At 63.8% G+C, this 14,717-nt stretch carries 13 protein-coding genes; 11 read left to right on the top strand and 2 right to left on the bottom strand.

All coding sequences use genetic code 11. The annotated features are described in order from the left end of the window. Nucleotides 1-75 precede the first annotated feature (75 nt). The 10 genes from CJD35_RS09680 (at nt 76) to CJD35_RS09635 (ending at nt 10,056) form a co-directional block, all read left to right on the top strand. A complete protein-coding gene (locus CJD35_RS09680) occupies nt 76-744 on the top strand; it encodes an RBBP9/YdeN family alpha/beta hydrolase (RefSeq protein WP_026002124.1) in 669 nt (222 codons plus the stop codon). A 103-nt stretch (nt 745-847) separates the two neighbouring features. Continuing rightward, on the top strand, nt 848-1,036 hold the full coding sequence (locus tag CJD35_RS09675) for a YezD family protein (RefSeq protein ID WP_017181589.1): 189 nt from the start codon (nt 848-850) through the stop codon (nt 1,034-1,036). 156 nt (nt 1,037-1,192) lie between these two features. Then, on the top strand, nt 1,193-3,652 hold the full coding sequence (locus CJD35_RS09670) for a TonB-dependent receptor (protein WP_017181590.1): 2,460 nt from the start codon (nt 1,193-1,195) through the stop codon (nt 3,650-3,652). A 96-nt stretch (nt 3,653-3,748) separates the two neighbouring features. Continuing rightward, the gene (gene panB, locus CJD35_RS09665) at nt 3,749-4,621 is read left to right on the top strand and encodes a 3-methyl-2-oxobutanoate hydroxymethyltransferase (RefSeq protein ID WP_017181591.1); all 873 of its coding nucleotides are present in this window, start codon (nt 3,749-3,751) and stop codon (nt 4,619-4,621) included. 76 nt (nt 4,622-4,697) lie between these two features. After that, nucleotides 4,698-5,396, top strand: coding sequence for a tetratricopeptide repeat protein (locus CJD35_RS09660; protein WP_026002125.1), 699 nt, complete (start codon nt 4,698-4,700; stop codon nt 5,394-5,396). Nucleotides 5,397-5,410: 14 nt separating this feature from the next. Further along, on the top strand, nt 5,411-6,760 hold the full coding sequence (locus CJD35_RS09655) for an outer membrane protein assembly factor BamB family protein (protein WP_017181593.1): 1,350 nt from the start codon (nt 5,411-5,413) through the stop codon (nt 6,758-6,760). Between the two features lie 129 nt (nt 6,761-6,889). Then, entirely contained in the window at nt 6,890-8,254 is a 1,365-nt protein-coding gene (der, locus tag CJD35_RS09650; RefSeq protein WP_017181594.1) for a ribosome biogenesis GTPase Der, read from the top strand. 5 nt (nt 8,255-8,259) lie between these two features. Further along, nucleotides 8,260-8,475 carry a sulfurtransferase TusA family protein gene (locus CJD35_RS09645; RefSeq protein WP_017181595.1) on the top strand — a complete coding sequence of 72 codons (216 nt, stop codon included), beginning with the start codon at nt 8,260-8,262 and terminating at the stop codon, nt 8,473-8,475. A gap of 90 nt (nt 8,476-8,565) precedes the next feature. Beyond that, the gene (locus CJD35_RS09640) at nt 8,566-9,006 is read left to right on the top strand and encodes an Hpt domain-containing protein (protein ID WP_026149755.1); all 441 of its coding nucleotides are present in this window, start codon (nt 8,566-8,568) and stop codon (nt 9,004-9,006) included. Nucleotides 9,007-9,051: 45 nt separating this feature from the next. Then, nucleotides 9,052-10,056, top strand: coding sequence for an LLM class flavin-dependent oxidoreductase (locus CJD35_RS09635; protein ID WP_017181597.1), 1,005 nt, complete (start codon nt 9,052-9,054; stop codon nt 10,054-10,056). Here CJD35_RS09635 and CJD35_RS09630 read toward each other — a convergent pair. After that, nucleotides 10,053-11,141, bottom strand: a complete 1,089-nt coding sequence (locus tag CJD35_RS09630; RefSeq protein WP_017181598.1) for an acyltransferase family protein — start codon at nt 11,139-11,141, stop codon at nt 10,053-10,055. The two genes, CJD35_RS09635 and CJD35_RS09630, sit on opposite strands and share 4 nt — an antisense overlap. 195 nt (nt 11,142-11,336) lie before the next feature. Between CJD35_RS09630 and CJD35_RS09625 the strand changes: the two genes are divergently transcribed. Further along, nucleotides 11,337-12,992: an ATP-binding protein gene (locus CJD35_RS09625; protein ID WP_026002126.1), complete on the top strand. Its 1,656-nt coding sequence runs from the start codon at nt 11,337-11,339 to the stop codon at nt 12,990-12,992. Nucleotides 12,993-13,150: 158 nt separating this feature from the next. On the opposite strand, the gene CJD35_RS09620 is transcribed toward CJD35_RS09625, so the two are convergent. Beyond that, complete coding sequence (locus CJD35_RS09620; RefSeq protein ID WP_017181600.1) at nt 13,151-14,602, bottom strand: MATE family efflux transporter; 1,452 nt, start codon at nt 14,600-14,602, stop codon at nt 13,151-13,153. Between the last annotated feature and the right edge of the window lie 115 nt (nt 14,603-14,717).

The raw sequence follows: 14,717 nt of genomic DNA, 5'->3' as shown, positions 1-14,717 counted from the left end.
CGTCGTTGACCAATTGTCTATCTAAATAGTAGAATTACGGTCATGGCCTGGATAGACAGGATTGAGGACCAGATCATGGAGCGATTCGGATTTTCGGGTGACACGCGCCAACCGCTCGTGCTGACCATTCCCGGCCTGAACAATAGCGGGCCGGACCATTGGCAAAGCCTGTGGGAAGAAACGCGCGGCGATTGTGAGCGGGTGGATCTTGGCAGCTGGGCCAGCCCCAATCGCAATGCCTGGGTCACCCGGCTGGACGCGGCGATCCGCGCCGCCAACGGCCCCGTCATATTGGCGGCGCACAGCCTGGGCTGCATGGCGGTCGCATGGTGGGGCGCCTTGCAGAGCCAGGCCTATGGCTGGCCAGTGACCGGCGCGCTGCTGGTCGCCCCGCCCGATTGCGACCGGATGGAAACGCCCGAAATGATCGGCGGCTTTGGCCCCACGCCACGCGCGCCCTTGCCCTTCCCCTCCATATTGGTGGCCAGTCGGGACGATCCTTATATTTTCTTCGAGCGCGCCCATAGCATCGGCAAATATTGGGGCAGCGAATTTGTGGACGCTGGCCATGCCGGCCATATCAACGCGGCTTCCGGCCTTGGCGGATGGCGCTTCGGGCAAGGGCTGCTCGAAAGGTTGATCGACAATGCGCGGGAACAGGCGTCCGCCATGCATCAGTCCCGCCCGGCCATGCCACTTGCGCGGCAGCCGCTGGTGGCTGCCAGTGCGCGCGCCCACCGATGATCCTTGGCTCCGACAGGGAGCGACAAAGAGAAAGTTGCGCGCCATCCATATTTGCTTTTTTGTCTATCATTTTAGTTGATATATAGCGCGAAACGGAGGCCATATGAAAGACACCCTGCCAACTGACTTGCGCAACGGCCGTACCGACACCCAGCGCTCCGACATCATGGTCAGCATCGACAAGGTGCGCGCCGTGCTGACGGGCCTGAAGTTCGGATCGATCACGCTGACCGTCCATGACGCCCGCGTGGTCCAGATCGACGTTACGGAAAAGACGCGCCTGACCAGCTGACCATATAGGGCGCGCAAGAGCGACCGGGTCATCACGGCCCGTGCGGCAAGGGGGTGAGCCGCATCATCCAGCATCACCCCGACATTACAGGCTTTGACCGGACCACCGGAAACGCCGCGATCGACAACCACCGGACCGCCGGAAAAGGGGACCAATATGATTGCGCGTTTTCTGTTGCTTGCCAGCGTGGCAAGCGCTTCCTTCATCACGCCTGCCGCCCATGCGCAGGACGCCACACCACAGCCGGTCGATCCGGCCGCCGAAACGCAGAACCCGCGCGGCGACGTTATCGTCGTGACCGCCCGCCGCCGTCAGGAAACGGCGCAGCAAGTACCGCTGGCCATTTCCGTGGTCCGTGGCGACAGCATCGAAGCCACCGGCAACTTCAACATCGTGAAGCTGCAACAACTCGCGCCGACCTTGCAGGTCTATACCACCAACCCGCGCAACACCTCGGTCAACATTCGTGGCCTGGGCGTGCCATTCGGCCTGACCAGCGATGGCTTTGAACAGGGCGTCGGCATCTATGTCGACGATGTCTATAACAGCCGCGTTGCCGCTGCGACCTTCGACTTTCTCGACGTCGCGCAGGTCGAAGTGCTGCGCGGGCCGCAGGGCACGCTCTATGGCAAGAACACCACGGCAGGCGCGATCAACATCACGACCAACCAGCCGACCTTCGATTTTGAAGGCCGCGCCGAACTGACCGTCGGCAATCTCAACCTCAAACAGGCAAAGGCCGCTGTTTCCGGCCCGTTGTCAGACACGGTCGCCGTGCGCATCGCCATGGCGTCGACCAGCCGACGCGGCACGCTCTACAATGTGACAAGCCAGCGCTGGATCAACGAACAGGACAATCTGGGGCTTCGCGGGCAATTGCTGTTCAAACCGAGCGAGGATTTCAGCGTCACCCTGTCAGGCGATTACAGCCGCCAGAACCCGGAATGCTGCGGCACGACCTTCGTGCGGGTTGGCCGCACCCAGCGCCCGCTCAACCGCCAATATGACGCGCTGGCGGCGGCACAAAATTATGTGGTGCCCAGCCGCAATCCCTATGATCGGCTGACCGACCTGGATTCCAACCTGAACGCAGGCAACAAGATTGGCGGCGTGTCGGCCAAGATCAAATGGGATGTCGGCCCCGGCACGCTCACGTCGGTTACCGCCTGGCGCTTCTGGGACTGGAAGCCGGAAAATGACCGCGACTTTACCGGCCTGTCGATCGTATCCCGATCGCAAAACCCCTCTCAGCAGGACCAGTATAGCCAGGAATTCCGCTATAATTACGAAAGCCAGCATGTCGATGTCGTTGTCGGCTTGTTCGGCTTCAGGCAGCGCGTCGACACCCAGGGGACGGAGCAACAGGGCAGCGCCGCCGCGCAATGGAGCCTTGCGCCTTCATCCGATCCGGCCAACCCCGCCAATAACCCCGCGACACTCGCTGGCCTGACCGCCAGCAACACCCAGTGGCTCAAGGCGGACAGCGCTGCGCTGTTCGGGCAACTGAGCTGGAAGGTGACCGACGCGCTGACGATCCAGCCGGGCCTGCGCCTCAACTATGACAAGAAATCAGGCTTCTATCAGCGCGTCGTCACCAATGCGCAGGGTCAGGCCATCAGCTGCACCGCCGTCGCTGAGCCGGGAACCATCAAGGGAACGTCACAGCAATGCGGCGTCTATCAGCCGCAGGTCAGCACGCCATCCGACAGCGCATGGAATTTCACCTATGACTTCAACATCAATTACAAGATCGCCCGCGACGTGCTGGCCTATGCGACCTATGCCAAAAGCTTCAAGACGCTGGGGATCAACCAGAACGGCCTGCCGCTCAACGCCGACAATACAGTCAACTACGACGCCAGCACGGTGAAGCCGGAATCGGTCAACCATTTTGAAATCGGCCTGAAGACCCAGTTCCTTGACCGGCGGGCGACCTTCAATCTCACCGCCTTCCGCACCGACATCAGGAATTTTCAGGCAACGGTGAATGGCGGCCAGTTCGGCACGGTGCGCGGCTATCTGGCCAATGCGGGCAAGGTCCGCTCGCAGGGCATAGAGGCGGACTTCAAGATCGTCGCCAGCGACCGCTTCACCGCCTATGCCAATGGCGCCTATACCGACGCCAAATATAAGAAGTTCGTGGACGCGCCTTGCCCGCCCGAACTGTCGGGCGGCACGTTCCAGGCGGCCAATGCGACGCCGGACTATTCGCAACCCGGCGTGCCGGGCGCACTCAGCCCGCGCCAGTGCGACATTTCCGGCGCCGATCTGCCCGGCGTATCCAAATGGGCCTTCTCCTATGGTGCGGAGATCAACCAGCCGGTGACGCTGCTGGCGAAAGAGGGCCAAGTCTATTTCGGCGTGGACGGCAATTACCGTTCGCACTGGAACAGCAACGCCTCGCCCTCGATCTACACCAATGTGAAGGGCTATGCGCTGACCAACTTCCGCGCCGGTTTTCGGGGCGAAGGGTTCGACGTGTTCGGCTGGGTCCGCAATGCGCTCGACGTCGATTATATCGAAACGCTCCAGGTCGCACCCGGCAATACCGGCCTGATCGCTGGCCAGCCCGGCGACCCCCGGACCTGGGGCGGCACGATCAAATTTTCCTTCTGATCCCTCTCACCCCCGGTGGGCGGAGCGGCACGACCATGCCACTCCGCCCATTGCTGGCCATTTGCGCCGCGGGACTGGCTGGGCTAGAGCCTGCCCATGTCCACGACCTTCACGCTCGACACCTCGACCAGCCGCGCCAATCCCACGCCCGCGCCGATGAAGCGCCTGACCGTGCCCGCCATCCAGCGGCGCAAGTTTGAGGGAAAAACCGCCGAACCGCTGGTGATGCTGACCGCCTACACCGCGCGGCAGGCGCAATTGCTCGATCCGCATTGCGACATGCTGCTGGTCGGCGATTCGCTGGGGCAGGTGATTTACGGCCTGCCCTCCACCCTTGCCGTCACGCTCGACATGATGTGCGCGCATGGCGCGGCGGTGGTGCGCGGCAGCTATCATAGCGTCGTCATCGTCGACATGCCGTTCGGCAGCTATGAAGCCTCACCGCAACAGGCCTTTGCCAGCGCCAGCCGCATCATGGCGGAAACCGGCGCGGCGGCGGTGAAGCTGGAAGGCGGTCAGGTGATGGCCGAAACCATCTCTTTTTTGAGCCAGCGCGGCATCCCGGTCATGGCCCATGTCGGCCTGACCCCGCAGGCGGTCAATGCGCTGGGCGGCTATGGCGCGCGCGGCAAGAGCCAGGAAGAACATGCCAAGATCATGGCCGACGCCCGCGCCGTCGCGCAGGCGGGCGCCTTCGCGCTGGTGCTGGAAGGCGTGATGGAGGAACTGGCCGTCGCCATTACCGACAGCGTCGATGTGCCCGTCATCGGCATCGGCGCATCGGCTCATTGCGATGGGCAGGTGCTGGTGACCGAAGATATGCTGGGCATGTTCGAACGGGTGCCGCGCTTCGTCAAACGCTTCGACAATATCGCCGAAACGATCGCCAGCGCGGCGGAGCGTTACGCCCATGATGTGCGGGCGCGCAGCTTTCCGACCGAAGAACAGGTCTATCGCCCTAAAAAGTGATTTGTCTGTGGCATAAGCGCCGCTATTGATCGCGCCTTCTGCCCATCTGTTTCTGATCCATGTCCCGGAGAATAAAGTGGCCCTGACGCCGCAAAATAGCGAAGCCTTCATGCGCGAGGTCGATGAAGCCGTCCGTCAGGACCAGCTTTTGACCGTGTGGCAGCGCTACGGGCGCTGGATATTGGTCGCGGTCGTGGCCGGGCTGGCGGCCTTTGGCGGCTGGCTCTACTGGCAGCATCACAGCAAGACCGAGGCGGAAGCCGTGTCGGAACAGATGGACGCCGTGCTGGCGACCGCAACCGGCGGCGGCACTCCTGACGCCAAGCAACTGGACGCGCTGACGAAGGCCAGCCAGCCGGGCTATCGCGCGTCGGCACTGCTGGTGCAGGCGGGGGCGGCGTCGCGGAAGGGCGATACCAAGGGTGCGATCGCGCTCTATGGCGCGATGGTCGCCGACACGGGGCTGGACCAGCCCTATCGCGATGTCGCGCTGATCCGCCAGACCGCGCTGGAATTTGACAGCCTGAAGCCGCAGCAGATCGTCGATCGGCTGAAACCGCTGGCGGTCGAGGGCGCGCCCTGGTTCGGCAGCGCGGGGGAACTGGTCGCGATCGCCTATATGAAGATGGGCAAGAATGACCTCGCCGGGCCACTGTTCGCCGGAATCGCCAAGGACGCCAACGTCCCCCAGTCGATCCGTTCACGCGCGCGACAGATGGCGGGACTATTGGGGATCGACGCGGTGGAATCGCCCGCTGATCCGGCACAGGGATGAATGAGCGCATGGGAATGGACAGCATGAAGACAAAGGCGCCCATCGGCCGCGCTGTGACGCTCACCCTCATGATCGCGCTGCTGGCCGGCTGCGGCATTGTCGGCGGCAAGAAGGGCGGCCCCAAGACCCCGGTGCTGGGCAACCGCGTGTCCATCCTGAACAATGAACAGGGTATCGAGGTCGAACCGGCTCTGGCCGACGTGCCCGTCGCCCTGCCCGCCCCTTATGTCAACGATCAATGGGCGCAGCCGGGCGGCGATCCGTCCAAGGCGATGGGCAATGTCGCGCTCGGCGCATCGCCGACGCAGGTGTGGAGCGCCTCGATCGAGGGCAGTTCGCCACAGGCGCGCCTCGCCGCATCGCCGGTCGTGTCGGGCGGCAAGCTGTTCGTTACTGACGCAGGCGCCCATGTCATCGCGTTCGATGCGGCCAATGGCAGCAAATTGTGGCAGACCAGCCTGCCTGCCGAGGGCAAGGGCAATGGCCGTTCGCTCTTCGGCGGCGGCGTCAGCGTCCTGGGCGACCGGGTGTTCGCCAGCACCGGCCTTGGCGACGTATTCGCGCTCAACGTCGCCGATGGCGCGATCATCTGGAAAAAGCATCTGTCCGGGCCGCTGCGCGGCGCGCCGACGCTGGAAAATGGCCATGTCTATGTGATGGGTCAGGACAATCAGATTTTCGCGCTCAACCAGTCCGACGGCGAAACCCAGTGGACCGACAGCGGCACGTTGCAGGTGACCGGCGTGTTCGGTGTCGCCGCCCCCGCCGCGGCGCAGGGCACGGTGATCGCAGGCTATAGTTCAGGCGAACTGACCGCCTATCGATATGAAAATGGCCGGACGCTGTGGGGCGACGCACTGTCGCGCACCAGTATTTCCACCGCCGTCGCGACCCTGACCGACATCGATGCTGATCCCGTGATCGACCGGGGCCGTGTGTTCGCGATCGGTCAGGGCGGCCGCATGGCCTCCTATGAACTGACCAGCGGCCAGCGCCTGTGGGAAATCAACATTGCGGGCATCTCCACCCCGTCGGTCGTCGGCGAATGGGTGTTCGTCGTCACCAGCGACGCCCGCCTGCTCTGCGTCGCGCGCGCCACCGGCAAGATTCGCTGGGTCAGCCAGCTGCGCCGCTGGCAGAAGGAAAAGAAGAAGGACAAGGCGATCCGCTGGACCGGCCCCGTTCTGGCGGGCAATCGGCTGATCGTCGTGTCGACGCGCGGCCAGATGGTCTATGTCGATCCCACCAATGGCAGCGTGCAGGCCGATGTGGACATGAATCGCTCCATGTCGCTCCCGCCCATCGTCGCCAACAATATGCTTTATGTGCTTGCCGATGATGGAAAGTTGACGGCACTCCGCTAAGAGCAACAAACATGCTAAGCCCGCTCCCGCGAAGGCGGGAGTCCAGTTCCCCGATACGGACTGGGCTCCCGCCTTCGCGGGAGCGCGGCGTTTGTCGATTTTGAATTTTTCGGAAGGATACGGGCCTCCATGCTGCCCACAGTAGCCATTGTCGGGCGTCCCAATGTGGGCAAGTCCACCCTCTTCAACCGCCTGGTCGGCAAGAAGCTGGCGCTGGTTGACGACCAGCCCGGCGTGACCCGCGACCGGCGGGAGGGCGAGGCCCATCTGCTTGGCCTGGATTTCATCATCGTCGATACCGCAGGCTATGAGGATGAAGACGCCAACAGCCTGCCCGGTCGCATGCGGATGCAGACCGAAGCGGCGGTCGACAATTGCGACCTTGCCCTGTTCATGATCGACGCGCGCGCGGGCATCACCCCGCTGGATGAGGAAATCGCCCGCTGGCTGCGTGCCAATGACGTGCCGGTCGTGCTGGTTGCCAACAAGGCGGAGGGCAAGGCTGCCGACGATGGCGTGATGGAATCCTTCAGCCTGGGCCTGGGCGAACCCATCCCCTTTTCCGCCGAACATGGTCAGGGCCTGGCCGATCTGTTCCAGGCGCTGCTCCCGCATCTGGAGCGGGAAGAATTTGAATCCGAAGACAAGACTTTTTACGAGGATGAGGAGAGCGCCCCGCTCAAGCTCGCCATCGTCGGCCGTCCCAATGCGGGCAAATCCACGCTGATCAACCGGCTGCTGGGCGAAAACCGGCTGCTGACCGGCCCGGAAGCGGGCATCACCCGCGACAGCATCGCCGTCGACTGGATGTGGGTCGATGACGAGGGGCTGGAGCGTCCCGTCCGCCTGATCGACACCGCCGGCATGCGCAAACATGCCAAGGTGCAGGACAAGCTGGAAAAGCTGGCCGTGACCGACGGTCTGAACGCTGTAAATTTCGCCGAAGTCGTCGTGCTGCTGCTGGATTCGACGCGCGGGCTGGAGGCGCAGGATCTGCGCATCGCCGACAAGGTGCTGGAGGAAGGGCGCGCGCTCGTCGTCGCGCTCAACAAATGGGATACGGTCGAACATGGATCGGCCCTGTATCAGGGCATCAAGCAGGCGCTGTTCGACGGGTTGGCGCAGGTGCGCGGCGTGCCGATCATGACCGTGTCGGCCGCGACCGGAAAGGGACTGGACGATCTGATCCGCGTCGCCTTCGAAACCCGCTCCACCTGGTCGAAGCGCGTGTCCACCGGCGTCCTCAACCGCTGGTTCGAAAGCGCGCTGGAGGCCAATCCCCCGCCAGCGCCCGGCGGCAAGCGGATCAAGCTGCGCTACATCACCCAGGCCAAGACGCGCCCGCCCGGCTTCATCCTGTTCGGCACCCGGCTCGATGATCTGCCCGAAAGCTATCGTCGCTATCTGGTCAACGGCATCCGCAAGGAACTGGGCTTTGGCGCGGTGCCGGTGCGGCTGACGCTGCGCAGCGCCAAAAATCCCTTCGGCAAATAGGCGCGATGGCCGACCCGGTCATCGTCAATGCACGCGGCATGAAATGCCCCTGGCCCGCCCTGCGCGCGGCACGGGCGATGCGCGATGCGCCCGCCATCAGGATCGAAGCGGATGACCCGATTGCCGGGCGCGAACTGGAAGCGCTTGCCCGGCAAAATGGCTGGCTTTTCGCGGTCCTCGACACGCACCAATATGCGTTGTCGCGCATGGCTCCGGATTGACGCAAACAATCGGTTGCTGCCCGCCACGCTTTAACGCTCTATTTACGCGCGCCACTTATTTTCCCGTTCGTAGAACAAGGAGTGGCACGGGTGCCTCATCAAGACGCCGACCTCGTCAATTGGAGCGATTTTGCACGAACCCGCGGTGAGCTGGGTGCGGCATTTCTGCGCATCCTTGGCTATTTCCGTGAAGATGGCGCCAAATCCATCAGCGCGGTCGAAGATGCCTTTCGTGCCCGCAACGCCGCCGCGCTGGTGACGCCGGCCCATACGCTCAAGGGCGAATCGGCCCAGTTTGGTGCTTATCGGCTGAGCGCCATGGCCGAAGAAATCGAGATGGTCGCCCGCCGATGCGTCGAAACCCGCGAAGGCCCGGACGAACTGATCGAAACCGTCGTGGCGCTGCGTCCCTGCTTTACCGAAACGATGGCGCTGCTCGACCGGGACGCAAATCCGCTGGTCGCCCGCCGCCCCGTGACATTTGGCCGCCGCGCAGACACCCCGCCACAGGGATTTGGTCGCGCCGTCTGATTTCCCGTATTGAAATAAAACTCATCATGCCCCCATATAGCGGGCATGACACGTTTTTCCCTACTCGACCTCGTCCCCGTCCGCGAAGGCGACAGCGTATCCACCGCGCTCGCCAATGCCGCCAATCTTGCGGCCCATGCCGAGGCGCTGGGCTATCATCGCTACTGGGTTGCCGAACATCATGGCATGCCGGGCATTGCGTCGGCCGCCACATCGGTCGTGCTGGCCCATATCGGCCATGCGACCTCCACCATCCGTATCGGCGCAGGCGGCATCATGCTGCCCAACCACGCCCCGCTGCTCATTGCCGAGCAATTTGGCACGCTCGCGGCGCTTTTCCCCAACCGGATCGACCTGGGGCTGGGCCGCGCGCCCGGCTCCGACCAGCGGGTGGCGCAGGCGATCCGCCGCAATCTGGCCGGCGGCGCGGATCAGTTCCCGCGCGACGTCATGGAATTGCAGGCCTATTTCGCGGGTGACGCGCGGCTGGGCATAGAAGCGACGCCGGGCGCGGGCGAGGATGTGCCGCTGTGGATATTGGGGTCCAGCCTCTATGGCGCGCAGCTCGCCGCCGCGCTTGGCCTGCCCTACGCCTTCGCCTCCCATTTCGCGCCGGGCGCGCTGGATGAGGCGATCGCCATCTACCGCCGCGATTTCCGCCCATCGGCGCAGCTGAAATATCCCTATGTCATGGCGGGCTATAACGTCTTTGCCGCCGACAGCATGGAAGAAGCGCAATTGCTGGCCAGTTCGATGCAGCAGGCGTTCGTGCGCCTGCGCACCGGGCAGCCGGGCAAGCTCCAGCCGCCGGTGGAGGGCTATTATGACAGCCTGCCGCCCCAGGCGCAGGCGATGCTGTCCGACGTGCTGAGCGTTTCCAGCATCGGCACCCAGGCCCATGTCGAGCGCGACATTGCCGCCTTCCTGCGCCGTACCCAGGCGGACGAGTTGATCCTCACGGGCCAGATCCATGATGTGCAGGCGCGCAAGCACAGTTTCGCCATCGCCATGGCCGCGGCACAGGCGCTTACCGCCCGCGAACCGGCTTAACGCGAACGAGGTTTCAGCCGGCCACCGCTCAGCACGCTCGCCGCGCCGGGCGCGATCCGGCGCAGCCCGGTAGCGATCAGCATGACCGCGCCCAGCACCAGCAATGGCTGGATCAGCAGGTAGACGGGATAGAGCGGCGATCCGAGCTTGCCGAACAGCTTGCCCAGCAGTGGCCCGAACAGCCAGATCAGGATCAGGTGCGCGCAGAAGAGGAAGAAGGCAAAAGGCTCGATCCGCAGCAGCACGGCGCGCGCCCTGCTTCCCGCCAGCGCCCATGCCAACCGCCAGAAAGCGAGCGTGGCCGCGATCCGCACCATCAGGTCGATAGCATTGCGCACCGGCGCGTAGGGCATGTCCACCAGCCCGACCATCAAGCAAAACTGCACGCCGATCATCAGCGCAAAGGGCAACACTGCCGCCGCCAGCGGCAGGGCGATCGCCCGCGGCGCCCACGCGCCGCGCCGGGCAAGGATGCCGAGCGTGAAGAAGCACAGGATCGACGCCCGCATCAGCAATGGCGGCCCCAGCCCCGCCACATGCGCCGCAGCAGCCACCATGACCACCAGCCACAGCGCCCATCCCGGCGAACGCACCAGCATGGGCGCTACGACCATGCACAGGAACAGGTCGCGCAGGAACGGCATCTGGACATTGATGTCGGGGTTGCGGCTGATGATCAGCACTTCCTGCGCCACCCACCAAAGCGATGTCGGCACCGGCGCGCTCAGCGACCAGAGGTAGGCCGTGCCCGACACGAGCAGGATCGCCAGCCCGTTCCACAGGATCATCGGCAGCAATATCGTGCGCGCCTTGCGCCGGACATGCGGCGCCCAATGGCGCGCAGCGTCCGATCCCGCCACCAGCCAGCCGGAAATCAGCCCCAGCAGCGGCACCGCGCTGCGCCCGAATATCTCCATCAACGCCCAGCGCAGATTATCCTGCGCACTGCCGCGCAGCGCCGCGAGCGCTTCCCCATTCTGCCCGGTCCAGGCATGGACATAGACCACGCCAAGGATGCAGATGACACGGGCAATGGCGATCGCGTCGGAGCGACGCGCTCCATCGGCCAATATCGTTTCGGACAAACAAAGATCCTGACAGTTACGCGGCAACAATGCGCCAATTGGCCCGCTGTTCCCCGCGTGGCAAGGTCGATCCGTTTCGGACCCGTGCCTACGCCCTGTTAACCGTCCGCGCGTATAAGCCAATCTTTACCTTCATCGCCTAGACAAGTCTCTGTTTGCCGGAATCCGCTCCGGTCAAAGGGATGACAAAGGCTCATGACCCAGATGCCGGGCGTACATGAATTTTGTAATGCTGTACCGTCCGCGCACCCCGCCTTGGGGCAGGCCATGGGTATGGTGTTCCAGATCGCCGGCTCCAGTTCCAAGGTGATGATAGACCCTGTGCGGCTCGCCGTCCTGGGTCAGGATCTTGATCCCTGCACTGCCATGGCCGGGCAGGTCGGCAGTCAGGTAAAGATGCGCGTCGGCGAATGCTGGCTGGTCGCCAGCGTCCGCGCGATGACGCTGGATCAGGCGAGCCAGAGCATCATCGCCGACATCGATTTTCTGGGTGAAGGCGAAGAGGAAAAGCTGACCGGCCGTATCCATCGCTTCCGTCGCGGCGTTACCCGCTATCCCACGCCGGGTACGGACATTTTCCCCGTGTCGGGCAGCGACATGCAGCAGATTTACGCTGCGGACGACCGGGCCAATGTCGAAATCGGCACCGTCTATCCGACCAACGACACCCGCGCCGCCCTGTATGTCGATTCGATGCTGGGCAAGCATTTCGCGCTGCTCGGCTCCACGGGCACCGGCAAATCGACCAGCGCAGCGCTGATCCTGCACCGCATCTGCGACCTGTCGCCGCAGGGGCATATCGTCATGATCGACCCGCATGGCGAATATGGCGCGGCCTTCGCCAGCAACGGGGCCGTGTTCGACATCAACAATCTGGCCCTGCCCTATTGGCTGATGAATTTCGAGGAGCATTGCGAGGTGTTCGTCACCTCGTCCGGCTCCGAACGCACCGTCGATTGCGACATTCTCGCCAAATGCCTGCTCGCGGCGCGATCGAAGAACCGCCTGGCCGAACAGATTGGCCGCCTGACCGTCGATTCGCCCATCCCCTATCTGCTGTCGGACCTGACCAACATTCTCCAGAATGAGATGGGCAAGCTCGACAAAGGCACCAACTCGCTGCCCTATATGCGGCTCAAGACCAAGATTGACGAGATCAAGGCCGACCCGCGCTACAGCTTCATGTTCTCCGGCATGCTGGTCGCCGACACGATGCAGGCGTTCATCGCCAAGATTTTCCGCCTGCCATCGGACGGCAAGCCCATCTCCATCATCGACGTGTCGGCCATGCCGTCCGACATCACCTCGACCGTCGTGTCGGTGTTGTCCAGGTTAGTGTTCGACTATGCCATCTGGGCGCGCGACGAACCGCAGCGCCCCATCCTGCTCGTCTGCGAAGAGGCGCATCGCTACATTCCCAACAGCACCACCGGCGCGGGTCAGGCAGTGCGCAAGATTTTGGAGCGGATCGCCAAGGAAGGCCGCAAATATGGCGTCTCGCTGGGCCTCATCACCCAGCGCCCGTCCGATCTGGCCGAAGGCGTGCTATCCCAGTGCGGCACCATCATTTCGATGCGCCTGAACAATGATCGCGACCAGGCCTTCGTGAAAGCCGCCATGCCCGAAGGCGCACGCGGCTTCCTCGATTCCATCCCGGCACTGCGCAATCGGGAAGCGATCATCTGCGGCGAAGGCGTCGCGGTGCCCATCCGCGTCGCGCTCGACAATCTGGAAGAACATCGCCGTCCCGCATCGGGCGACCCCAGCTTCACCGAACTCTGGCGCCAGTCGGGCGGCGAGGACGCCATTCTCGACCGCACCATCACCCGCTGGCGCAATCAGGGGCGCTAAAGCGGCTCATTGTTGAATGTGCCTTAGCACATTCGTGCCGCACCGGCCCTCTCCCCCACCCGGCCACCCCACGATAGTAGCCTATGGGTGGCCGGGTGGGGGAGAGGGCCGGTGCGGCTGCAAAAATGCGCCCTTCGGCGCATTTTTCAAAAGACCCCTTACCCGGTTGGTGCGATCCGCCCGGCCGGCTCCGCCTCGCTGTTCACGGCCTCGCGGCATTCTTCCTCGTGCACCGGCACCAGCAACTTGGCCTTGCGCCAGCCGCCATGGGCATAGACGAGGAACGCCAGCAGCAGCGACACGAACGACCCCGCCGGGAAGCTGAACCACAGCGCGTCCGGCCCGATCAGCGGATAACCGACATAATAAAAGCCGATCCGCACCACGAACAGGGTGAAGATCAGGATGATGAGCGGCTTTACCACCACGCCATTGGCGCGCATCACGCCAAACAGGATCATAGTGCAGCCAAAGGCCAGGAAGCTCCAGCTCACCCGCAACTGCATATGCCAGGCTTCGGCCATCACCGCGCTGTTATTGCCCAGAAACAGGCTCAGCAGCGGCTCGTGGAACGCCAGCATCACCGCGACCATCGTGCCGGTGATCAGCAATTGATAGCCGATGCCGACCCCTGTGATCCGGCTGATCCGGTCCCACCGGCCCGCCCCCACATTCTGCGCCGCCATGGCGCTGACCGCCGCGCCCATCGCCATGGCCGGCATCTGGAGATAGGTCCATAGCTGTTGCGACGCGCCATAGGCCGCCGTCACCGCCAGCCCTTCGCGATTGACGAGGCCGATCATCACCAGCCCCGACGCCGACATGACGATCATTTGCAGCCCCATCGGCAGCCCCTTGCCCAGCAGCACCCGCATCTGGTCGGCGGCGGGACGGAGATAGGCAAGCTCCGGGCCGCGCAACCGCAGCGGCAAATCCCTGGCATAGCTATAGGCGATGATGCCGATCAGGCTGATAAAGCCCGCCAGCGCCGTCGCGGTCGCGGACCCGGCGATGCCCATGGCGGGAAACGGCCCCAGCCCCAGGATCAGCACGGGATTGAGAATCAGGTCGACGCCTACGCTGACGATCATGAAAATGAGCGGCGTGCGGGCGTCCCCCACCCCGCGCAGGCCCATCATCATCATCACCGACAACAGGGTGGCGGGCATGGCGATGAAGATGACGCGCAGATAGACCAGCGCCATGTCATAGGCTTCCGCCGGGGTCGCCAGCACCCGCAGCAAAGCGGGCGCGCCCAGCCAGCCCGCGGTCGAAACCACGACCGCCAGCCCCATGCAGAAACCGACCGCCGATCCAAACGCGCGCCGCGCCGCATCGACATCCCGCTGCCCCATCGACTGGCCGATCATGACGGTGGCCGCCATGCCAAATCCGAACACGACGGAGAACATCAGGAACATGATGATATTGGCGTTGGCCGTCGCAGCCAGCGCCTGCGGCCCCAGAAAGCGCCCGACCCAGATCGCATTGATCGAGCCGTTGAGGGACTGGAGGATGTTCGACGCCAGCGTGGGAATGGCAAACAGCAACAGCGTGGACGCGATCGGCCCCTGCGTCAGGTCTTTTCCGCCCGCTGTGCTCGCTGCCATGCTCGTTCCTCAGCCCACCCAATCGAACGGAGGATGAAACCCTCCACCCCCGTTCGCCCTGAGCCTGTCGAAGGGCCGTCCTTCTTGAAGGAAAGAACAAGGCTTCGACAGGCTC

The organism is Sphingobium xenophagum, from assembly GCF_002288285.1.
GTDB lineage: Bacteria > Pseudomonadota > Alphaproteobacteria > Sphingomonadales > Sphingomonadaceae > Sphingobium > Sphingobium xenophagum.
This window is presented reverse-complemented; position numbering and strand designations above follow the sequence as displayed.

Excerpts from the sequence above, each read along its gene's own strand:
- CJD35_RS09680 (WP_026002124.1), top strand. The coding sequence starts at position 76 with ATGGAGCGATTCGGATTTTCGGGTGACACGCGCCAACCGCTCGTGCTG.
- CJD35_RS09675 (WP_017181589.1), top strand. The coding sequence starts at position 848 with ATGAAAGACACCCTGCCAACTGACTTGCGCAACGGCCGTACCGACACC.
- CJD35_RS09670 (WP_017181590.1), top strand. The coding sequence starts at position 1,193 with ATGATTGCGCGTTTTCTGTTGCTTGCCAGCGTGGCAAGCGCTTCCTTC.
- panB (WP_017181591.1), top strand. The coding sequence starts at position 3,749 with ATGTCCACGACCTTCACGCTCGACACCTCGACCAGCCGCGCCAATCCC.
- CJD35_RS09655 (WP_017181593.1), top strand. The coding sequence starts at position 5,411 with ATGGACAGCATGAAGACAAAGGCGCCCATCGGCCGCGCTGTGACGCTC.
- der (WP_017181594.1), top strand. The coding sequence starts at position 6,890 with ATGCTGCCCACAGTAGCCATTGTCGGGCGTCCCAATGTGGGCAAGTCC.
- CJD35_RS09645 (WP_017181595.1), top strand. The coding sequence starts at position 8,260 with ATGGCCGACCCGGTCATCGTCAATGCACGCGGCATGAAATGCCCCTGG.
- CJD35_RS09635 (WP_017181597.1), top strand. The coding sequence starts at position 9,052 with ATGACACGTTTTTCCCTACTCGACCTCGTCCCCGTCCGCGAAGGCGAC.
- CJD35_RS09625 (WP_026002126.1), top strand. The coding sequence starts at position 11,337 with ATGACCCAGATGCCGGGCGTACATGAATTTTGTAATGCTGTACCGTCC.
- CJD35_RS09620 (WP_017181600.1), bottom strand. The coding sequence starts at position 14,602 with ATGGCAGCGAGCACAGCGGGCGGAAAAGACCTGACGCAGGGGCCGATC.